The sequence below is a fragment of the Thalassospira sp. genome, assembly GCF_030690045.1.
In the GTDB taxonomy this organism is placed as follows: Bacteria; Pseudomonadota; Alphaproteobacteria; order Rhodospirillales; family Thalassospiraceae; genus Thalassospira.
In genome coordinates, this window is record NZ_JAUYHK010000021.1 from 250,326 (window position 1) to 272,121 (window position 21,796).

Annotated in this window: 16 protein-coding genes; 8 read left to right on the plus strand and 8 right to left on the minus strand. The window is 56.4% G+C overall.

The genetic code is table 11. From position 1 onward, the window contains the following. The first annotated feature begins 95 nt into the window (after nt 1–95). Nucleotides 96–1,391, plus strand: a complete 1,296-nt coding sequence (gene serA, locus Q8O73_RS18480) for a phosphoglycerate dehydrogenase (RefSeq protein ID WP_371135107.1) — start codon at nt 96–98, stop codon at nt 1,389–1,391. Between the two features lie 209 nt (nt 1,392–1,600). Continuing rightward, nucleotides 1,601–2,671, plus strand: a complete 1,071-nt coding sequence (locus tag Q8O73_RS18485) for an ElyC/SanA/YdcF family protein (protein WP_305559678.1) — start codon at nt 1,601–1,603, stop codon at nt 2,669–2,671. 36 nt (nt 2,672–2,707) lie between these two features. Here Q8O73_RS18485 and aat read toward each other — a convergent pair whose 3' ends face one another. The 4 genes from aat to aroQ form a co-directional block, all read right to left on the minus strand. Then, a complete protein-coding gene (aat, locus tag Q8O73_RS18490; RefSeq protein WP_305559679.1) occupies nt 2,708–3,376 on the minus strand; it encodes a leucyl/phenylalanyl-tRNA--protein transferase in 669 nt (222 codons plus the stop codon). A 139-nt stretch (nt 3,377–3,515) separates the two neighbouring features. Beyond that, nucleotides 3,516–4,859, minus strand: a complete 1,344-nt coding sequence (accC, locus tag Q8O73_RS18495; protein WP_305559680.1) for an acetyl-CoA carboxylase biotin carboxylase subunit — start codon at nt 4,857–4,859, stop codon at nt 3,516–3,518. Nucleotides 4,860–4,876: 17 nt separating this feature from the next. After that, nucleotides 4,877–5,323, minus strand: coding sequence for an acetyl-CoA carboxylase biotin carboxyl carrier protein subunit (locus Q8O73_RS18500; RefSeq protein ID WP_305559681.1), 447 nt, complete (start codon nt 5,321–5,323; stop codon nt 4,877–4,879). A 12-nt stretch (nt 5,324–5,335) separates the two neighbouring features. Continuing rightward, entirely contained in the window at nt 5,336–5,782 is a 447-nt protein-coding gene (aroQ, locus tag Q8O73_RS18505; protein WP_305559682.1) for a type II 3-dehydroquinate dehydratase, read from the minus strand. A 219-nt stretch (nt 5,783–6,001) separates the two neighbouring features. Here aroQ and thiS point away from each other — a divergent pair, with 219 nt between their 5' ends. Continuing rightward, nucleotides 6,002–6,997, plus strand: a complete 996-nt coding sequence (gene thiS / locus Q8O73_RS18510) for a sulfur carrier protein ThiS (RefSeq protein ID WP_305559683.1) — start codon at nt 6,002–6,004, stop codon at nt 6,995–6,997. A gap of 104 nt (nt 6,998–7,101) precedes the next feature. Here thiS and Q8O73_RS18515 read toward each other — a convergent pair whose 3' ends face one another. From Q8O73_RS18515 to Q8O73_RS18525, 3 genes are read right to left on the minus strand one after another with little or no spacing between them, the layout of a single operon-like run. Further along, nucleotides 7,102–7,857 carry a DsbA family protein gene (locus Q8O73_RS18515; protein WP_305559684.1) on the minus strand — a complete coding sequence of 252 codons (756 nt, stop codon included), beginning with the start codon at nt 7,855–7,857 and terminating at the stop codon, nt 7,102–7,104. A gap of 56 nt (nt 7,858–7,913) precedes the next feature. Further along, complete coding sequence (locus tag Q8O73_RS18520; RefSeq protein WP_305559685.1) at nt 7,914–8,603, minus strand: hypothetical protein; 690 nt, start codon at nt 8,601–8,603, stop codon at nt 7,914–7,916. Then, a complete protein-coding gene (locus Q8O73_RS18525) occupies nt 8,600–9,937 on the minus strand; it encodes a M48 family metalloprotease (RefSeq protein WP_305559686.1) in 1,338 nt (445 codons plus the stop codon). Before Q8O73_RS18525 ends, Q8O73_RS18520 begins: the two co-directional genes overlap by 4 nt. Nucleotides 9,938–10,022: 85 nt before the next feature. On the opposite strand from Q8O73_RS18525, the gene Q8O73_RS18530 reads away from it, so the two are divergent. Beyond that, nucleotides 10,023–11,312, plus strand: a complete 1,290-nt coding sequence (locus Q8O73_RS18530) for a gamma-glutamyltransferase (RefSeq protein WP_305559687.1) — start codon at nt 10,023–10,025, stop codon at nt 11,310–11,312. A gap of 24 nt (nt 11,313–11,336) precedes the next feature. Continuing rightward, entirely contained in the window at nt 11,337–12,488 is a 1,152-nt protein-coding gene (locus tag Q8O73_RS18535) for a pyridoxal phosphate-dependent aminotransferase (RefSeq protein ID WP_305559688.1), read from the plus strand. 92 nt (nt 12,489–12,580) lie between these two features. Here the strand turns inward: Q8O73_RS18535 and Q8O73_RS18540 are convergent, their stop codons facing one another. Next, nucleotides 12,581–15,574, minus strand: a complete 2,994-nt coding sequence (locus Q8O73_RS18540; RefSeq protein ID WP_305559689.1) for an Rne/Rng family ribonuclease — start codon at nt 15,572–15,574, stop codon at nt 12,581–12,583. A gap of 715 nt (nt 15,575–16,289) precedes the next feature. Between Q8O73_RS18540 and Q8O73_RS18545 the strand changes: the two genes are divergently transcribed. From Q8O73_RS18545 to prfB, 3 genes are all read left to right on the plus strand, one after another. Beyond that, nucleotides 16,290–17,492 carry an N-acetylmuramoyl-L-alanine amidase gene (locus Q8O73_RS18545; protein WP_305559690.1) on the plus strand — a complete coding sequence of 401 codons (1,203 nt, stop codon included), beginning with the start codon at nt 16,290–16,292 and terminating at the stop codon, nt 17,490–17,492. Nucleotides 17,493–17,724: 232 nt separating this feature from the next. Beyond that, complete coding sequence (locus tag Q8O73_RS18550; protein WP_305559691.1) at nt 17,725–20,148, plus strand: penicillin-binding protein 1A; 2,424 nt, start codon at nt 17,725–17,727, stop codon at nt 20,146–20,148. A 154-nt stretch (nt 20,149–20,302) separates the two neighbouring features. After that, nucleotides 20,303–21,431, plus strand: a protein-coding gene (gene prfB, locus Q8O73_RS18555; RefSeq protein ID WP_305559692.1) for a peptide chain release factor 2 whose coding sequence is annotated in 2 segments (ribosomal slippage) — nt 20,303–20,371 and nt 20,373–21,431 — 1,128 coding nt in all. Because the reading frame shifts where the segments join, the coding sequence is not laid out codon by codon here. The last annotated feature ends 365 nt before the right edge of the window (nt 21,432–21,796 follow it).

The following is a 21,796-nucleotide window of genomic DNA, read 5'->3' on the forward strand; positions in this document are numbered from 1 at the left end:
CCCGGTACATGCGTTCAGAAGATAGGCGCAATGCGTCATCGTGCAAGGGAAAGCCTTTGACGCGGGCAGGCTTAGGCCCTATTTCATGAAACGCAATGGCAAAGGGATCGACCCTGTGCCTCTTTCGCGAAGAAAAAGGATGGTGCGCCGTGAACAGCAAACTTTCGTTTGAAAAGGACAAGATCAAGATTGTCCTGCTCGAAGGTATCCATGAAAACGCTGTAAAAATGTTCCGTGATGCCGGTTATTCCAATGTGGATCATTACCCGGCGGCACTGGATGCGGATGAATTGAAATCCGTTGTCTCCGAAGCACATTTTCTGGGCATTCGTTCCCGCACCAAACTGACCGAAGAAATTATCGAAGCGGCCCCGAAACTGACCTCGATTGGCTGTTTTTGTATCGGCACCAATCAGGTTGACCTCAAGGCAGCCGCCATGCGTGGCATTCCGGTGTTTAACGCACCCTATTCCAATACCCGTTCGGTGGCCGAACTGGTACTGGGTCAGATCATCATGCTGATGCGCGGGATTCCGCAACGCAATGCCGCCGCCCATGCCGGGGGTTGGCTTAAAAATGCGCAAGGGTCCTTTGAGGCGCGCGGCAAGACGCTGGGCATCATCGGATATGGCCATATCGGATCGCAATTATCGGTTCTGGCGGAATCGCTGGGCATGAATGTGATTTATTACGATGTGATCAACAAACTGGCGCTGGGCAATGCCTCATCCTGTTCAACGATGGATGAATTGCTGGCGCGCGCCGATGTGGTGTCGTTGCATGTGCCATCCACCGAACAGACCAAAAACATGATCACGGCGGCCGAAATCGCCAAAATGAAACCCGGTGCGCATCTGATCAATGCGGCGCGTGGTAATGTCATCAATATTGATGATCTGGCCGCTGCCCTTGAACGCGGCCATCTGGCCGGGGCGGCACTGGATGTTTTCCCGGTCGAACCGGCGGGCAAGGATGAAGAATTCATCTCGCCCTTGCGTGGCATGACCAATGTGATCCTGACCCCGCATATCGGCGGATCGACCCAGGAAGCACAGGAAAATATCGGCCTTGAAGTCGCCGACAAGCTGATCACCTATTCCGACAATGGATCAACCCTGGGCGCGGTCAATTTCCCCGAGGTATCCCTGCCGGTCAAGGATCGCAAACATACCCGTTTCATGCATATTCACCGCAACGTGCCGGGTGTGTTGTCAAAGATCAACGATGTCTTTGCCTCGCGTGGCATGAATATCAGCGGGCAGTATCTGCGCTCCGAAGGCGGCGTCGGCTATGTCGTGGTCGAAGTTGACGAAGAAATCAAACCGGGCCTTGGCGTGCGCAAGGAACTCGAAGCCATCGACGGAACGTTGCGCGTGCGCTTTCTGTTCTGATCGACCGGATATCGAACATACAAGGCAGGGCATGAATTGTGCCCTGCCTTTTTTATGTGTCGATTATGACAAAAACAATACCATTTGTTAAATTGGTATTTAATTTTCAGAAAATGGTAATATTTGGTATTAAATAGGTATTTGATTCATTGTCTGCCTGTGGTTTCATGGGGTGTCGAATTTCCGGCATGATTGCTATGGAGCGGAAAATGAAACTGACAAAAATTCTGAAGGTTGGGTGTTTTGCAACGGCACTGTCGCTCAGCGCGGCAACGATGACGATCCCGGCATTTGCCGCCGATCCCGCCGATGCGGCGCGCATTCGCGAACTGGTTGATACTGGTATGCAATATTACTGGTCGGGCGGGGATATCAAAAAGGCCGAGGCCGAGGTGTTCAAGGGCATCACCCTGCATGGCCGTTACGATGTCGTCGAAAAGGCCTTTGCCGAGGCCAGCAGCCTTGCCCCGGAACGTCTTGATCTGCGCTATGGCATTGCATCGGCGCAAATTCTTCAGAAAAACCTTGAAGGGGCGGTCGAAACCTATCAATCAATTACCCGCGTTGATCCCAAGGCATTTGATGCCTATGCGTGGCTGGCGGCGATTGCGCATATTCAGGGCAATGAGGCGTCCTATCGCAATTATCTGGACGCGATGGCCGGGATTGACCGCGATCTGGCAAGCCTTTATCGCAAACGCTTTAACCGGGCGGACCAGATCATGGCAACCGCACCCAATGCCGATGTTCCGGCCCTGTCGGGCAATCCGACCATTGTGGTTCTGGGCTATGCCCTGGCCGAAGATGGCAGCATCCGCGAACCCTTGATGCAGCGTCTGGAAGTGGCCCTGAAAGCCGCGCAGGCCAATCCGTCGGCACGGGTGATGGTCACCGGCGGACAACCGCAATCGGGCGTGACCGAGGGCGATGTCATGATGCGCTGGCTGGTCGAACAGGGGATTGATCGCGACCGTATCATGGTCGAGGACAAATCCAAGGATACGGTGGGCAATGTATTGAACATCGCCAATCTTCTGGAACGCCATACCGCCGATCAGGTTATTCTGATCACCAGTGCCAGCCATATGCGCCGGGCGCAAACCCTTCTGGAAGATGCCCTGTGGCAATATGATCTGGATGCGCCGGTATATCCGGTAATCGCCCTTGATTTTGCAACGATGGACGAGGCAAGCGTGGTCAGCGATGCCGAAAGAATGGTGGTCTATCGCGATATGTTGCGGGTATCGGGCCTTTGGGCGTTTCCGGGTATCCAGCAATAACCGGTTTGCCGGAACACCAGGTAAAGCCCGGTGGCGTTACGCGCCATCGGGCTTTTGTTTTGGATCGGTACCCAGCAGGACAGCTTCGATAATGGCGTTTTCGGCCTCGAAGGGCAGGGTGGCGCGACCGGCGAGGGCGCGGGCCAGTTCGATGCGGTATTTTTCGCGCGAAATTTCAATGACACCAAACTGTTTGAGGTGATCATTGACGAACTGGGTATCAAGCAGGGTAAACCCGCCCTGTCTGAGCAAGGCCACCAGATGCACAAGTGCGACCTTGGAGGCATTGGTGGCGCGTGAAAACATGCTTTCGCCAAAAAAGACCTGCCCCAGACTGACACCATAAAGGCCACCGACCAGTTCCCCGTCCAGCCAGGCTTCGACCGAATGGGCGCATCCCATGTCATGCAGCGCGCAATAGGCATTGCGGATACCGGGATTGATCCATGTTTCGGCGCGGTTGCCGGTCGGGGTGGCACAGGCCTCGATCACGTCGCGAAAGGCGGTGTTGACATGGATGCGGAACCCGCCATGCCGGACGGCCTTGCGCAGGCTGCGCGGCACATGAAACCCGTCCAGCGGCAAGACACCACGCCATTCCGGATCAATCCAGTACAGCGTTGGATCATCATGGCTTTCGGCCATCGGAAACAGTCCGACGGAATAAGCCCGGATCAGCAAATCGGGTGTCAGTTGACTGGACATGATGGCGGCTATGATCTTGCTGTCTCCAACACAGGTGATTGTATGGATATGTGGTATTTCGCGTCGTCCGACAAGATATGTTATGCCAAGAAAAACGGGGGCGCGATGGCCCCCGTCTGGTAAACCGGCCCGCAGGCGGTTATTTTTTCATTCCCATGAATTTTTCCAGCCAGTGGATGTCGTAATCCCCTTTCTGAATGTCTTCATTCATCAACAACCGTTGATGCAGCGGAATGGTGGTTTTGATGCCGCCAATCGCATATTCGGCCAGCGCCCGGCGCAGCCGCATCATGCATTCCTGCCGATCACGGCCATGCACAATCAGCTTGGCGATCATGCTGTCATAATAGGGCGGGATCGAATAACCGGTATAAATGCCGCTATCGACCCGCACACCAAGGCCACCCGGCGCATGATATTCGGTAATTTTGCCCGGCGAGGGGGCAAAGGTTTCCGGGTCTTCGGCATTGATGCGGCATTCAATCGCATGGCCCTGAATTTCGATATCCTTTTGGGTAAAGGACAATTCAAGACCGGCTGCTACACGGATCTGTTCACGCACCAGATCGACCCCGGTGATCGCTTCGGTCACCGGATGTTCGACCTGAAGGCGGGTATTCATTTCGATGAAATAAAATTCGCCATTTTCAAACAGAAATTCGATGGTGCCTGCATTGCGATAACCCATGCCGATCATCGCATTGGCAACCGTGGTGCCGATGCGTTCGCGTTCTTCGGGCGTCAGGGTCGGTGACGGGGCTTCTTCCAACACTTTCTGATGGCGGCGCTGCAACGAACAATCGCGTTCAAACAGATGCACGGCATTGCCATGCGAATCGCCAATCACCTGCAATTCAATATGGCGCGGCTTGGCAAGGTACTTTTCAATATACACCGCTGCATTGCCAAAATTCTGCATGGCTTCCTTGCGGGTCATCGAAAAGGCTTCGGCCAGTTCTTCGTCGCGTTCGACCACTTTCATGCCACGGCCGCCACCGCCACCCGATGCCTTGATCAGGACCGGATAACCGATTTCCGCCGCACATTTGCGGGCTTCTTCAACCGATGTGATTTCCCCGGCCGATCCCGGAACAACCGGAATACCCAATTTTTCGGCGGTCTGCTTTGCTGCAATCTTGTCGCCCATCGTCCGGATATGTTCCGGGGTCGGGCCGATAAAAACAAACCCGTGTTCCTCGACCATCGCCGCGAAATCGGCACTTTCCGACAAAAAGCCGTAACCGGGATGAATGGCTTCGGCCCCGGTAATTTCGGCCGCGGTCAGAATGGCCGGGATATTCAGGTAACTGTCCTTGGACGATGCCGGTCCGATACAGACGGCTTCGTCGGCCAGACGCACATGCATGGCATTGGCATCGGCGGTGGAATGCACCGCAACGGTTTTGATGCCCATTTCGCGGCAGGCGCGCTGAATGCGCAACGCAATTTCACCGCGATTGGCAATCAGGATTTTATCGAACATAACGTTCTTGCCCCAGTTTATTCAATGATGACCAGTGGCTCGTCATATTCGACCGGATTGCCGTCAATCGCAATAATCTGGGTGATTTTGCCGCTGCGGGTCGCCCGGATCGGATTGAAGGTTTTCATCGCTTCGATCAGCATCAGGGTCTGGCCTTCGGTGACGGTGGACCCGACCGAAACAAACGGTGCGGCACCCGGTTCGGGCGCGAAATACACGACACCGACCATCGGCGATTTGACACAGCCCGGATGGGCGGCACTGTCATTGACCGGGGCGGCCGCCGGGGCCGCTGTGGCCGGGGCATGATGTGCCGGGGCAGGGGCCGCTGCAACCATCGTGCCCTGACGGACAACACGAATGCGATTGTCACCGGCGGCGACTTCGATTTCGGTCAGATTGGTTTCGTCCAGCAGATCGGCGAGCTGGCGAATGGCGTCATTGTCAATGTTGAACTTGCTCATTGCTCTTATCTTTTATGAATGTGTATCGGTCAGTTGCTTGATGGCATCAAGTGCCAGAACATAACCCTGCGGACCAAATCCGCAAATCATGCCTTTTGCAACCTTGGAAACATAGGAATGATGTCTGAACTCATCCCGCTGATGAATATTTGATAAGTGAACTTCGACGACCGGCAGATCGGATGCCAGCAAGGCATCCAGAATTGCGACCGAGGTGTGCGTATATGCCGCAGCATTGATAATAATGCCAGAAGCTTCGTTACGGGCCTGTTGAATCCAGTCAACCAGAACACCTTCATGATTGCTTTGACGAAAGACAACCGCAAGACCGATGGCCGCACCATGTTTCAGGCACATGGCCTCGACATCCTGCAAGGTCGTCGCGCCATAGATTTCCGGCTGACGATGTCCAAGCAGGTTCAGGTTCGGCCCATTTAAAATGAAGACGGGTTTTGTCATCCGGTTCCACACACCCTAAAGTTTGTGATGCGTTTATATCACGACGATAGTCTAACGCAATGTTGCATTCCGGGCTTTTCCGGGTTTCTTGTGCGATGCGGCCCTGTTCGCATTGCATGGCAGAAACCGCCGATCACAGCTTGCGTCGCGCGGCGGCCCTGCGCATACTGCGCGCCAGAAAATTAAAATTTGATGATATCGCGAGGATTTGACAAAAAGATGCGCCTTACGATCAACGGTGAAGACCGCACCATTCATAATGCCGCCAGCGTCGCAGACCTTTTGGGCGAACTTGATATTGTCGCGACCAAGGTCGCGGTGGAACGCAATCTGGAAATCGTGCCGAAAACCGCCTATGCCGATACGGTGCTGGCCGATGGTGACCGTCTGGAAATTGTGCATTTCATCGGGGGTGGGTCGCCTGCCGCCGATCTGGCCGCGGCGGCGGATGACGGATTTGTCGTTGCCGGGCATAAATTTTCGTCGCGTCTGCTGGTCGGGACCGGCAAATACAAGGATTTCGAGGAAACCCGCATTGCGATTGAAGAATCCGGGGCGGAAATCGTCACCGTTGCCGTGCGCCGGGTCAATGTCAGCGATCCGGGGCAGCCGATGCTGGTCGATTTTGTCGATCCGAAAAAATACACCTATCTGCCCAATACGGCGGGCTGTTTTACCGCCGATGATGCGGTGCGCACCCTGCGCCTTGCGCGCGAGGCCGGGGGATGGAATTTGGTAAAACTCGAAGTTCTGGGCGATCAGAAAACGCTGTATCCCAATATGCCCGAAACGCTGAAAGCCGCCGAATCCCTGATCCGTGACGGGTTTGATGTGATGGTTTATTGCAGCGACGATCTGATCCAGGCGAAAATGCTCGAAGATATGGGATGTGTGGCGATCATGCCGTTGGGGTCCCTGATCGGATCGGGCATGGGGATTTTGAACCCGGTCAATATCATGCTGATCAAGGAAAACGCCAAGGTGCCGGTTCTGGTCGATGCCGGGGTGGGGACGGCATCCGATGCGGCGGTGGCGATGGAGCTGGGCTGTGACGGGGTGTTGATGAACACCGCCATTGCCGGGGCGCGTGATCCGATCCGCATGGCGCGGGCGATGAAACATGCGGTGATTGCCGGGCGTGAATCCTTTCTGGCCGGGCGGATGCCGCGCAAAAAATACGCCGATCCGTCCTCACCATTGGCCGGGATCATCTGATTTTCAGGAAAACCTGTTTATGACAAAGGGCCGTTTCGAAATCGAAACGGCCCTTTGTGGTTTGTTAGGATCGGGTAATGATCACAACTGCATGTGCAGTAAAATCAGGAAGCGTTTTCCAGCCCGGCCTGCACCAGCGCCTTGACCCGGTCCATATCGGCCCCGGAAACCAGTTGCCCGTCGATCAGAAAGGCCGGGGTGCCGGAAATGCCAACCGCGCGTGCCATCGCATTGTTTTGCGCCAGTGCGCCCAGAATTTCCTGGGACTCCATGTCGGTCCGCATTTGGGCGACATCAATCCCCAGATCGGCGGCGATTTCATCAATCCGGTCATTGTCCAGCAGGCCACGGCTATCCATAAAGGCGCGATGGATGTCGATATATTTGCCCTGTTTGGCGGCGGCAAGGGCGGCGGCGGCGGCCACACCGGATTCTTCGCTCAGGATCGGGAATTCAACAAAAAGGGTGCGGACCTTGTTGTCGGAATTGTCGGCAATATCCATCAGGCCGTTAAAGGCCTGTTTGCAATAACCGCAATGATAATCGAAAAATTCAACAACCGTTACCGGGGCATCGACCGGCCCCACCGACGGGATCGATGAATCCGTAACAACAGAATCCCAGACACTGATCAGCGCATCGGACTGACGCCGGGTCTGTTCAGCGGTTTGCCATGCCTGAACATTTTGCAGGGCACGCATCAGCACATCGGGGTTTTCCATCAGATATTGTTCAATGATGGCTTCGACTTCCTGTTTTTGCGCGCTATCAAGCGGTTCGGCTGCCCGAAGCGGCGTCAACGAAGTCGAAAGAAGGATGGCAGCAGCGCCAACAGAAATCTTCAGGAAATGCGAGGCCATGTGGGTTCCTTTTGCATGGGATGCAGTCTGTTATCTTCTGATAGCGGACCATCGCCCTAACGGGAAAGTAAAATATGCGAAAGATATATCACACCTTTGTCATAATCCGAGGCCGGACGCGGCACCGATATGCCGATCCAGACCAGTTTGACCGACAGGGGATCAATATCGGGCCAATAGCGCCGGTGCAGGGCAGGCAGATCAAAAAAATCGCGCTGCCATGATGACGTTTGACCGGTGTCGGATGTGATGCCGGTTTCAGAAACTCCGACCGGGATGCGGATGATATGGTCAACGCCCGGGATGCCTGCCCCGAAATCCCGTTCGGTCCAGCTATCGACCGCTTGCTGACGAAATCCCAGAACCAGTTCGCCGTCCCCCGCCTGTGCCGCCCCTGTTATCCGCCAGTCAAAGGCCAGATAGGGGCTGCCCAGAATGGCAATATTGGTCCGGCGTCCCAGATGCACAGGCCCCGCTGCCGGGCGCAGGCCAAGGGCGATCCGACCGTCGATATCCCCCCAAAACAAAGGGGAAGCAGGATCGTCGCTGGCGAAATGTCCGGGTTGGGGATTTTCGTAATGCCAGAAAGGCGGCAGATTTTGCAGAGAAAACGGCGCATACAGCAATTTCAGATCACCGCCGGAATCAACCCCGGCCCCCGGCAGGCCGCAGGCCTGCACCCCCCATATCGCCGCAACTCCGATCAGGATTTGACGCAGCTGCCGCGATACCGCATCCACGATCACTTTTTATCTTCCGTCTCGGTCGCCCGTAAAATGTCCTGAACACGCTGCCATGCTGCCGTGCCGCTTTCGACAGCTTTGTCGGCCTGGACGGCATGGTAACGCGCCGCACTGCGATCCCCGGTCAGAAGGCTGTATTCCGCCTGTGACAGGGATGCTTCGCCCTGATTGCCCAGACGGGATTCGGCGATGGCGCGCAACCGCCATGCCGATGCATTGTCGCGTTCGCGTGACAGCACGCCCAACAGATTTTCACGGGCTTCGGGGATCAGGCTGTCATCATTGCTTTCAACGCCGGCATGGGCCAAAAGCAACCGGATCAGCGGTGCCCCCTTGGAATATTCCGATGCCTTGCGCAACGGCTCCAGCGCATCCTTGGCGCGACCAAATTCCAGCAGGGTCTGGCCCTTTAATTCATAAAAATACGGATTTTCCGGTTCTTCGGCGATCAGACTGTCCATCAGGGGGATGGCTTCGTCAATCTGTGAGTCGCGGTAATAACCGATGGCGCGGGCATAGCGGCCAGAAATGCTGGTGTCGGTTTCAGGATAAATCCGCAAGGTGCGTTGCAGATTGTTGGTAAAGGCATAAAGTTTGGCCCGCATCCGGTCATGGCGTTCATAAAGTACCGGATCGACCTTGTTATCCTTTAACGGTGATGTCGCCACATAGTTTTCAAGGAAATCAAGGCGCTCACGGGTCAGCGGGTGACTGCGCAGATAGGGGTCCTGCCGGTCGGTGCTCAGCAATTCCTGCCCGGCCAGCGTATCCATGAATTCCATCAGTCCGCGCGACGTGATGCCGCTTTCGGTCAGGAATTTAACACCGGCCTGATCGGCGCTGCTTTCCTGGGTGCGCGAATAGGCAAGGAAATTACGGGTGGCGACATTCTGCCCGCCAATGACGGCGGCAGTCCCGACATCGGCCCGGCCCGATGCCACACCGGCGGCAACGCCAATCACGGTGGACAGGATCGACAGGGCCGATGCGTTGCGCAACTGGTCATGAACACGCGACAGATGGCCGCCCGCAATATGGCCGGTTTCGTGCGCGATCACGCCCATCACCTGCTCGGGATTGGAGGCTTTCAACAACAGCCCGGTATTGATAAAAAGCTTTTGACCACCGGCAACGAAAGCATTGAGGCTGGCGTCGGAGACGATATACACCGATACTGCGCGCGGATCGAGACCGGCGGCTGTAAACAACGGTGCCGAATAGAGATAGAGGGTTTCTTCTATCTCGGTATCGCGGATAAAAGAACGGCCTTGCGCCGCCGCTATCTCGGGAAGGGCGACAACACAAATGGCAATGAGAGATAATATGCGTTTGAGCAAGTTTTGCGTTCCGTATCTTCGTTTATCCGATGCCGGCAAAAAGCCGACGCGCACGCCATCATGGCCGATGATTGCGGTTATCGCAATGACTGCCGGACTGTCGGCCTGTTCGGGTACAGAAACAGATAATCTTGGCCAGATCGGGGCAGTGCAGGGTTTTCTGGGCGGTGTTGTTGCCGATGAACCGCGTGCCGTGCGCACCGCCCGCGATGTGTTGTCCGCCGGGGGCACTGCGGCCGATGCCGCCGTCGCCCTTTATATGACCATGACGGTCACCAAACCATCGGTCGCAGGCATTGGTGGTGGCGGAGTCTGCATTGTTCATGACCGGGCATCCAAAAAAGTCGAGGTTCTGGATTTCTGGCCGCGTCCGGGCACCCGGACGGCTCCGCAACAAATTCAAACCGCCGTTCCCGGCGTACCGCGTGGGCTTTATGCCCTGAATGCCCGTTACGGGCGTTTGCAATGGGGGCAACTGGTGGCCGGGGCCGAACAACAGGCGCGATTTGGCGTCCCGGTGTCGCGGTCGCTGGCCGCGGATATCGAATCGGCTCATGCCCAAATCGCGGTCAGCCCGTTATTAAGTGCGACCTATATCCGCAATGGCAAGCTGATCGGTCTTGGCGACCGGCTCGAGGCCATCAATCTGGGGGCCTTGCTGACCTCGTTGCGGGTCAAGGGGCCGGGCGATTTTTATAATGGTGCGCTGGCATCGCAGATCGTGAATTCCGTGCAGGCCGAAGGCGGCACCCTGACCCTTGATGATTTGCGGCAATATGCGCCGGTCTGGCGCGAAGCGGCATCGGTCAAGGTTGGCAATGAGGAATTGTATTTTGCCAATCCGCCCCGCACGGGTGCAGGTGCGCCACAGGTGATTGGCGGCGGTAATGATCTGTCGGCGATGCTGGACCGCTATCTGGCCGATATCCGCCAGCAGGGCGATAACCGGGCCGTCGGGCAGGGACGCAGCGGATTTGTCGTTGTGGATCGCAATGCCAATGCCGTGGCCTGTCAGACGACGATGAATGCGCCTTTTGGCAGTGGCATCGGGGCCAACGCAATCGGTCTTAACCTTGCATCGGGCGAGGCCGTGGCCGCACAACAACCCCTGATCGGCCCGGCCTTGTTGGTCAATCCGTTTGTGTTTGAATATCGTTATGGCATTGCCGGAAGTGGTACCCCTGCCGGGGCGACCAAACAGATTGCGACAATTGCATCTGATCTGATTGCCGCCAACAGTGTTTCGGGGCTGGCGGCCAATGATAACGGTCAGGCGTCGGTCAATGTCATTCGCTGTTTGCAGGGTATTCCGCCCCATCCCGAAAGCTGCGAATTCGTTGCCGATCCGGCCGGTTTTGGCATGGCAGGGCGATAACGCATTTTTCCGGGATAGAACAGAATGGCTTTGAAACAGTCCGAACGCGGGGCGATCTCGCCCTTTATCGTCATGGATGTTTTGCGGGCGGCCAATCGCCGTCAGGAAAGCGGCAAGGCGGTTTATCATCTGGAAGTCGGGCAACCCGGCACCCCGGCCCCGCGCAAGGTGCGCGAGGCGGCGGCAAAGGCGCTGGAAAATGACCTGATTGGTTATACCGACGCCATGGGGATAGAACCGCTGCGCACCGCGATTTCCGGGCATTACAAATGCAAATTCGGGGTTGATGTCGATCCGGCCCGCATTTGCATTGCCAGTGGGTCTTCGTCAATCTTTGTGCTGGCCTTTCTGGCGGCGTTTGATGCGGGCGACCGGGTGGCGATGGCCGCCCCCGGTTATCCGGCCTATCGCAATATTCTGGGCGCATTGGGCATTGAAACCGTTACCCTGCTGGCTGGCCCCGAAAGCCATTATCAGCCGACGGTCGCGATGTTGCGCGATCTGGATCGTCCGGTTGATGGTCTGATCGTTGCCAGCCCGTCCAACCCGGCAGGCAGCATGATGGACCGCGAAACTTATCGCGAACTGGTTGCCTATTGCCGGGCAAACGGCATTCGCCTGATTTCGGACGAGATTTATCAGGGGATATCCTTTGGCGATGTCGCGGAATGCAGCGCGCTGGAATTTGGGGATGACGCCTTTGTCATCAACAGTTTTTCCAAATATTTTTCGATGACGGGCTGGCGTCTGGGCTGGGCGGTGGTGCCGCCCGATTTGTGCCGGGCGGTCGAATGTTTGCAGCAAAACCTGTTTATTTCCGCCCCGGCGCTGTCGCAGATTGCCGGGGTTGCCGCCTTTGACTGCGAGGATGAATTGCAGGCCAATATCGCCGCCTATGCCCGCAATCGCGATATCTTGCTAAACGAATTGCCCAAGGCCGGGTTTGACCGTTTTGCCCCGGCTGATGGCGCGTTTTATCTGTATGCCGATATCCATCATCTGACCGATGACAGCGAGGCATTCTGCCGCCGGATGCTGAACGAAACCGGGGTGGCCGTGACGCCGGGTACCGATTTTGACCGGTTGCGCGGCCAGAATTATGTCCGGTTTTCCTTCGCCCATAGCGAACAAACCATGCTGGGTGCGGTCAAGGCATTGCAGAACTGGCAGAAATAATTCCGGTTTTGCACCGGATGCAATGAAAGAAGGGATGCCGCGAAAACCGGCATCCCTTCTTTTTTTATCATCAGACGTGGTGTTGTCAGGCGTTATTTGCCAAGGCTCCACCAGCCGCGTTTCTTCGGCTTGGGGGCCTCGTCACTGGCCGGAGCTTCCACCGTGGGCGTTTCAACCGGTTTTTCGGCTTCGGGTTTTGCTTCCTGCGCCGGGGTCGGAGCCGGGGTAGGTGCCACAACCGGGGTTTCCACCTTTTCAACAGCCTGGGGGGCTGTCGGTTTGGGGGTGGGGGCCGGTTCTGCCGGGGCCTCGGTCTGCGGTGCCGGTGCGGTTACGGTTTCAACCGACGTTTCAGGGGCCGGGCCGGACTGGATCGGGATGTTGCGCACATCGCCTGCATCCCGTACCGGGCGGCGGTCACGACGGCCCCGACGGTTTTCGTTCCGGTCCCCGCGGTCGGCACGTTCGCGGCGCGGACGGGCCGGTGCCGGGGCGGTATGATCGCGTTCTCGGGCGGCATTCACGCCGGTTTCCGAACCGTCATCGTCATTCACATCCGCCGTATCGGCATCAATGACAACGTCCTGTTCCGTGCCATCGTCGGCGGTATGCGGGCGGTCACGGCGCAGGGCCGTTGCCGCCGGATCGTCATTTGGCGACAAAGTGCGCGGGGCGGCATCGGCCTGATCCGGGCGACGTGACCGGCGACGGCCCCCGCGTTTGCCGCGACGGCGGCGCTTGCGCTGGGCTTCGTCATCGTCGTCATCTTCGTCGTCGGCGTCCGCATCGCCATCGGCGTCTTCTGCCGTGTCTTGCGCGGTGTCTTTATCATCAGCGGCGGCTGCCGGACGTTCGGTGCGGTCGGTGTTTTCATCCCGGTCGTCATTGCGACCGCGACGGCGACGGCGGCGACGGCGGCGCTTGTTGCCCTGATCGTCGTCTTCCTCGTCTTCGCTGACACTTTCTTCGACTTCGTCATCTTCGATCGGAGCCTGAAGGGCCGGCAGTTCGACGCTTTCGGCATTCAGAACGGTGGAAATTTCATCCGTGCCGTCGTCGTTTTTGGCAGCACGGGTGCGTTCGATCCGGTAATCCGGGGAAATCAGGCTGTCATCGCCAAAAATCATCACGGTAAAGCCATAACGCTTTTCGATTTCCAGCAGGGAATCCCGTTTGCGGTTCAGAACATAAAGCGCGACTTCGCCGGTGACATGCACGGTCAGAACGCCGGAACGCCGCCGCATGCCTTCTTCTTCGATCATGCGCAGCAGATGCAGGGCGGCACTTTCGATGGAACGGACAAGGCCAACACCACGGCAATGCGAACAAACTTCAAACGCGCTTTCAACCAACGACGGGCGCAGGCGCTGACGCGACATTTCAAGCAGACCAAACGGGCTGATACGGCCAATCTGAAGACGGGCGCGGTCATTGCGCATCGCTTCTTTCAGTTTGCGTTCAACCGCACCCTGATTGCGATGGTCTTCCATATCGATGAAATCGATCACGATCAGACCGGCCAGATCGCGCAAGCGCAACTGACGCGCCAGTTCTTCGGCGGCTTCAAGGTTGGTCTTGTAGGCGGTTTCTTCAATATTGCGTTCGCGGGTTGACCGGCCGGAATTGACGTCAATCGCCACCAGCGCCTCGGTCGGGTTGATCACGATGTAACCGCCCGATTTCAACTGAACAACCGGGTTGAGCATCGCATCAAGCTGGCTTTCCACCTGAAAACGATGGAACAGCGGCACGCCCTGATCTTTATAAGGCTGCACGCGCTTGGCATGGGATGGCATCAACATTTTCATGAAATCTTTGGCGATCCGGTAACCTTCGTCACCTTCAACCAGAACTTCATCAACATCGCGGGCATAAAGATCGCGGATCGACCGTTTGATCAGATCGGCTTCTTCGTAAATCAGGCACGGGGCCTGACTTTCCAGCGTTGTTTCGCGGATACGATCCCACAGCCGCATCATGTAATCAAAATCGCGTTTGATTTCGACCTTGGTGCGTTCCGAACCGGCGGTGCGGACAATCACCGCCATGCCGCCCGGAATTTCCAGTTCGGCCAGAATGGATTTCAGACGTTTGCGATCCGCCGCATTGGTGATCTTGCGCGAAATGCCACCACCGCGCGGGGTGTTGGGCATCAAAACGCAATAACGACCGGCCAGCGACAGGAAGGTGGTCAGGGCGGCACCCTTGTTGCCACGTTCTTCCTTGACGACCTGAACCAGCAAAATCTGGCGACGTTTGATGACTTCCTGAATTTTATAGCGTTTCTGCATTTGCGGACGACCGGCGTCCGAAAATTCATCGGCGTCATCACCGCCAAAATCTTCGATATCTTCGTGGGCGGTTTCAACGGTGGCAATATTGCCGACATCAACGCTCAGTTCGGCAATTTCGGCGGCCATGGCGGCGGTGCCACCATTACCACCACTGCCATCCTTGGGGCCGTCATCGTCGCTGCCGACGTCACCCTCATTGCCATTGTCATCCGCCGATGCCGTTGCATCGCCGTCTTCGGCTTTTTTACGACGATTGCGGGGGCGGCGACGGCGCGGCTTGGCATCGTCTTCGGGCGCGGTGTTGCCGGTGTTTTCATCGGCATCGGCCGAAACAACGTTATCGCCATCAACCCCGGCATCAGATGCCACAGCGTCGCCAGATCCGGCGGCATCCTTGCCACGCGGTTTGCGGCGGCTGCGGGAACGCGCCGGTTTTTTGTCTTTTTTCGGGGTGGTTTCGCCATCATCGCCGTTATCATCGACGATTTCCGCATCCTTGACGGCCAGGGCTGCATGATGATGCTCCATGGCTTCGCGGTCGGCGACGGGGATTTGATAATAATCGGAATGAATTTCGCTAAAGGCGAGGAAACCATGACGATTGCCGCCATATTCAACAAAAGCAGCCTGTAAGGAAGGTTCCACCCGCGTCACTTTCGCAAGATAGATGTTTCCCTTAAGCTGTTTCTTCGTCGAAGTTTCGACGTCGTATTCTTCTAGCCGATTTCCATTAATAACAACGACGCGGCTTTCTTCCGCGTGCGTTGCATCGATAAGCATACGTTTGACCATTCGGAACCTGTTCCTGAAGGTCCCGCCAGTTTGATGCGTCTTGCGATATTATGCTGATATGCACACAAACCGGCGTAACCGGAGGCGCCGCCCATAAAGGTCGCGATATGTCCTGTCTTTGAATGGTTCATCGCGTTTCGGCTGCTCTTCCGGTAGGGACCTGGTTTTGGTGTTGAAAAAAAAGGGTTACGTGTCGTCGAGCGCGCCATGACAGCCTGAGAAAGGAGGGCTCTATCGGGAGCGGGACTTGCCGCGTCACCGAGACACCGACCCGTGGAACTGTCACGTCGCGTCCTCAGCCTGACGAAAAAATAGGATTTTTATCCGCAAGGCATAGGAATCTCAGCGACAACATATCCCTTTTATTCCGGCGCGACAAACTGTTTTGTCAGACATGTTCAAACCTTTATTGCATTTGGCACTCATGGACGTGACAGGATTTGCCAAATTGCCCGCCGGATCGGGCCTTATGCTAAGTAATTGTTCTGAAATCTGTTGTCGGGTTTTCTGCTCATCGACATGTGATCCCGCTTAATGCGGTCTCCCGTGTCTTTCCCGCATTTTTCCGGGGGGGCGGTCAATTGCCCGTTAACGAACAGGTTGCTATAAGCGGGCATGATTGCATGTGTGCGGTGCTGGCAGAAAGAGGTCAAAGGTGGGTTTTCGCCCCTTGGAACATAAAAGGGACGTTTCGGTGTGCAGCCTGATGCGGCTGATGCAGATGATTTGTTGTGTGCTGGTTTTGCAGGGAATATTCCTGTCCGGTGCGATGGCCGATACCGCCAAGGTATTGGGGGCGCGTCTGGGCGTTTATCCCGATTATACCCGCTTTGTCATCGATCTGGACCGCGAGGTCGATTTCACCCATTTTCTGTTGCCCGACCCCTATCGCATCATTATCGACATGCCGGAAATCGACTGGACCGCGCCGCCCGGCAATGTGACCGCCGGGGGCGGGCTGATTTCCGGGTTGCGCTATGGCCTGTTCAAACCCGGCACCTTTCGCGTGGTGCTGGATGTTGGTCAACCGTCAGTGGTGTCCAAAATTTTTCTGTTGCCGCCCGGCGATGGCAAATCATACCGGTTGGTGATCGATCTGGTGCCGACCGGGCGGGATGCCTTTATGACGGCGTCGCGTGACAGCATGCAGGCCTATTCCGCACGCAGCCGCAACGACACGTCATCCACCGAACAAAGTGCCGATGTCGCCGTCAGTTCAGGCCGTCCGGGCAATAACAAACCCGTCATTGCCATTGATGCCGGTCATGGCGGGGTCGATCCCGGCGCGATTGGTGCAGACGGGGTTTATGAAAAAAACCTGACACTGGCCGCCGCCCGCGAACTGGCCAAAACCCTGACAGATACCGGGCGCTATCAGGTGTTGCTGACCCGCGACAAGGATGTGTTTTTGCGTCTGCAACAACGGGTGGAAATTGCGCGCAAGGCCAATGCCGATCTGTTTTTGTCCTTGCACGCCGATTCTATTGGTGATTCCAAACATCGCGGTGCATCAGTCTATACCTTGTCTGAAAATGCGTCGGACAAAGAGGCCGCCGCCCTTGCCAGCAAGGAAAACAAGGCCGACGTGATTGCCGGTATTGATCTGTCGGTGGAAAATTCACTGGTGCAAAGCATTCTGATCGATCTGGCACAACGCGAAACCATGAATTTGTCGGCAACGCTGGCATCCAACATGGTGACGGAACTGGGCCAGGATATTCAGTTGCAACGCCGCACCCATCGGTTTGCCGGGTTTGCCGTGCTCAAGGCCCCCGATATTCCGTCGGTTCTGTTTGAAATGGGCTATCTGTCCAACCAGACCGATGCCAAATTGCTGCAAACCCCGGCACACCGCAAGAAAATCGCCAAGGCGGTTTTGCGGGCGATTGACCAGTATTTCAAGCAGCACGAATTTTAAATCCCATATGCAGAAATCGAAGGGCTGACATTCCTGTTCGCGCAACCGTGACTGTTTATTCGCTGTGGCTTGCGATAGAATTTTCCCTTAAATAACTGCGGAAATGACGCCGATCACAAAGCCGACATTTTTTAGATGTTATAACCGTGCTATGTCACGCCGTGCGGCGGCGATGTCGATGCGGTCATGCAAATGATCATCAGAAAAACCTGACAGAAAAAGTTCCGTATTGATGCGTATTTTTCTTAGTATTGTGGGCGTGTTGTTTTTGATGGGGCTGGCCGGGGTGGCGGGCGTCATTGGCGTTTTCTGGCATTTTGGCAAAGACCTGCCGGAATATTCCCAACTGGCTGATTATCAGCCCAGCGTGATGACCCGTGTGCATGCCGGTGACGGCGCACTGATTGCCGAATATGCCCGTGAAAAACGGGTGTTCGTGCCGATCGAAGCCATGCCGCGTCATGTGATCGATGCGTTCATCGCCGCCGAAGACAAGAATTTCTTTTCCCATTACGGCATCGATTTCGCCAGCGTGCTGCGCGCCGCTGTGACCAATCTGGCCAATATGGGCACCGGGCGTCGTCCGGTTGGCGCATCGACAATCACCCAGCAGGTGGCGAAAAACTTTTTGCTGACCGGCGAGGTTTCCTATGAACGCAAGGTCAAGGAAGCCATCCTGTCGTTTCGCATCGAACGCGCCTTTAGCAAAAACCACATTCTGGAACTCTATCTGAACGAAATCTATCTGGGTTCTGGCAGTTATGGCGTTGCGGCGGCGGCGTTGCGGTATTTCGACAAATCGCTGGAAGAACTCAATATCGAAGAAGCCGCCTATCTTGCCGCCCTGCCCAAGGCACCGTCCAATTATCATCCGATCCGCAACCATGACGAAGCCAAGGTGCGCCGCGACTGGGTGATTGGCCGGATGCTCGAAGAAAAACTGATCACCGAGGACGAGGCGCAGGCCGCCTGGACCAGCCCGCTGATCGGCAAGGAACGCCTGTCGGTCGATGCGTATCGTGCTGATTTCTTCGCCGAGGATATCCGCCGCGAACTGGTGAACCGGTATGGCGAAGACATTCTGTATCATGGCGGTCTGTCGGTGCGGTCCTCCGTGGACCCGTCCTTGCAGGATGTCGCCGACCGTGCCCTGTTTAACGGACTGGTGGCCTATGACCGCAGGCATGGCTGGCGCGGACCGATCACGCAGATTGATCTTTCATCGGGCGACTGGCGCACAAAATTACAGAAAATCAGCGCCCCGCGCGATATTCCGTGGGTGCGTGCCGTTGTCACGCAACTGGATGGCAATGATGCCGTGATCCGTGTCGAAACCGGGGCGACGGGCAAAATCCCGTTTGCCGAATTGCGCTGGGCCCGCCCGTGGGTCAAGGGTCAGAAACTGGGCCCGTCGGTGACCAAGGCGTCCGAGGTTGTCAATCCCGGCGACGTCATTCTGGTCGAAGCCATCAGCAAGGACAGCGACGGCAAGGATTATCCGGCAGACAGCTATGCCCTGCGTCAGATCCCCAATGTCAATGGCGGTCTGGTGGCGATGGACCCGCATACCGGGCGGGTTCTGGCGATGGCAGGCGGTTTTTCGCATGATCTGTCGAAATTCAACCGCGCCAGTCAGGCCCGCCGCCAGCCGGGATCGTCGTTTAAACCGTTTGTCTATCTCGCCGCCCTTGATCGCGGCTATACCCCGTCCACACTGGTGCTGGATGCGCCCTTTGTGATGGATCAGGGGCCGGGGCTGGGCAAATGGAAACCGGGCAATTACAGCGGCAAGTTTTATGGCCCTTCGACCATGCGTCTGGGCATCGAATTGTCGCGGAACCTGATGACGGTGCGTCTGGCCCAAACCATCGGCATGCCGGTGGTCGCCGATTACGCCAAGCGGTTTGGCATTGTCGATACCATGCCCGAAGTCCTGTCAATGTCGCTGGGGGCTGCTGAAACCACCGTGATGCGGATGACGGCGGCCTATGCCATGCTGGTCAATGGTGGCAAGAAAATCACCCCGACCCTGATTGACCGTATTCAGGACCGTCGCGGGCAGGTGATTTACAGCCGCGATGACCGCGATTGCGCCGATTGCCAGAATGTCACCTATCACAATCAGATGCCGCCGGAACTGCCCGATACCCGCGAACAACTGACCGACCCAGCCAGTGCCTTTCAACTGGTGTCGATGCTTGAAGGTGTGGTTCTGCGCGGCACCGGTCGCCGGATTTCGGAACTTGGTTTTCCGTTGGCCGGTAAAACCGGTACCACCAATGATTTCCGCGATGCGTGGTTCGTCGGGTTTTCGCCGGACCTTGCCGTGGGGGTTTATGTTGGTTTCGATGATAACCGGTCGCTGGGTGACAATGAACAGGGTGCAAGCCTTGGCGCACCGATCTTCAAGGATTTCATGGCGGCAGCCCTTGGCAAGACCAAGGCCGTCCCGTTCCGGACCCCGCCCGGTATTCGCATGGTCCGGGTTGATTCACGTACCGGCATTCCGGCCCGTCCGGGTGACACCAATGTGATCTGGGAAGCCTTCAAACCCGGCACCATTCCGGCCTCGATCGATAATGTGATTGACGGTGGCGGAAATGGTGGCAGCACCGGAGGCGGTGCAACGCCGTCCGTTCCGGGCGGGATTTACTGATTTCCCCTTTCCTGAATAACCAGAACCCGGTGTTAAAGATGCCGGGTTTTGATTTTCCGGGCGGGCAGGGGTTTCCTTGCCGGGAAAAACTGTTATACAGGGCGCCAAATTTCAACGCGATGCGTTACACCCGACCAACCAACGGAGACAGTCAATGCGCGCCGAAGCACAGGCATTGGTAGATGAAATCAAGCAGTCGATGGCGCTGCTGAGGAGGCATCTTTGACTGGGATAATGCCCTCAGACGTCTGGATGAGCTAAACGCGCTGGCCGAAAATCCCACCTTGTGGGACGATCCGGCCAATGCGCAAAAAGTCATGCGCGAACGCACCCATCTTGAAGATTCGATCAATGGTTACAAGTCCCTGGCCCAGGAACTTGATGACAATATCGAACTGATCGAACTGGGCGAAGCCGAAGGCGATACCGATACGGTGGCCGAGGCCGAAGCCGCACTGAAATCGGTCCGCGATATTGCTGCCAAGCGCGAACTGGAAAGCCTGCTGTCGGGCGAAGCCGACCAGAATGATGCCTATCTTGAAATCCATGCCGGGGCCGGTGGCACCGAGGCACAGGATTGGGCCAGCATGCTGGCGCGGATGTATTATCGCTGGGCCGAAGCCCACAAATACAAGCTGGAAATGCTCGAAGAAAGCGACGGCGAAGAAGCCGGGATCAAATCCGTCACCTACAAGGTGTCGGGGCTGAATGCCTATGGCTGGCTGAAAAACGAAGTCGGGGTGCATCGTCTGGTGCGTATTTCGCCTTATGACAGTGCCGCCCGCCGTCATACCAGCTTTTCATCGGTCTGGGTTTATCCGGTGATTGATGATGAAATCAATATCGAGATTCTGGACAAGGATTTGCGGGTTGATACCTATCGCGCTTCGGGTGCAGGCGGACAGCACGTCAACCGGACCGATTCTGCGGTGCGAATCACCCATATTCCAACCGGGATTGTGGCGCAGTGTCAGAATGACCGGTCGCAACACAAAAACCGCGATACGGCGATGAAGATGCTCAAAGCCCGGCTGTATGAGGCCGAACTGCAACGCCGCGAAGCCGAATCCCAGGCGGTGGAGGACAACAAGACCGATATTGGCTGGGGCCATCAGATCCGGTCTTATGTCTTGCAGCCCTATCAGATGATCAAGGATCTGCGCACCGGGGTCGAAACATCTGACACCCAGGGCGTTTTGAATGGCGATCTGGATGAATTTATGGGGGCGGCCCTTGCGGCGCGCGTCACCGGATCGGCGGGCGATATTCAGGATATCGATTGATCCTGCCATGCCGGACGGTATCAAGCGGGCAGCTTTCGGGCTGTCCGTTTTCTGTTCCATCCCGATGGCGCAGACTCGGTTTTCCGGGGATGGGGTATTTGGTCGTCACATGGCCGCGATTGCGGCGTCTATTGTCATCGGAATGAAATTTTTTTCCGGATGAAAAACCGGGAAAACCGCCATTGCATGAGGGATGGCGGGAATGTGAATGTGCCCGATGCAAACAGCATCTTTTGCCGTTCTCTTTTCGTGCTATGTTCTTTTCCCATTCATGGTACCCGGAATGGGAAGGCCGGATTTATCGGTCGGATTTCTATACGGATGATTGCCATCGCAGAAAAATCCGGGACCTGATGGCTTGTATG